This is a genomic window from Streptomyces sp. BV286 (genome assembly GCF_019090165.1).
Taxonomy (GTDB): Bacteria; Actinomycetota; Actinomycetes; order Streptomycetales; family Streptomycetaceae; genus Streptomyces.
Genome location: NZ_JAHRIB010000034.1, coordinates 1 through 224, shown reverse-complemented (window position 1 = coordinate 224; position 224 = coordinate 1). Strand labels below are relative to the sequence as shown.

Here is a 224-nt window from a genome sequence, read left to right as displayed (position 1 = left end):
GTTGTTCCGGTTGGTGGAGTCGTTCGGTGTGCGGCCGGATTTTGTGGCGGGGCATTCGGTGGGGGAGATCGCGGCTGCGCATGTGGCCGGGATTCTTTCGCTGGAGGATGCGGCGACGTTGGTGGCGGCACGTGGCAGGTTGATGGATGTGTTGCCTGCGGGTGGGGTGATGGTGGCGGTCCAGGCCACCGAGGATGAGGTGCGTGAACTCCTGGACGGGGTGC

General features: G+C 65.6%; 1 protein-coding gene. It reads left to right on the top strand.

Features of this window, described 5'->3' with window-relative positions:
* Positions 1-224 (top strand): acyltransferase domain-containing protein (locus tag KUF83_RS05175; protein WP_217453350.1); only part of this gene is annotated, 224 nt, incomplete at both ends.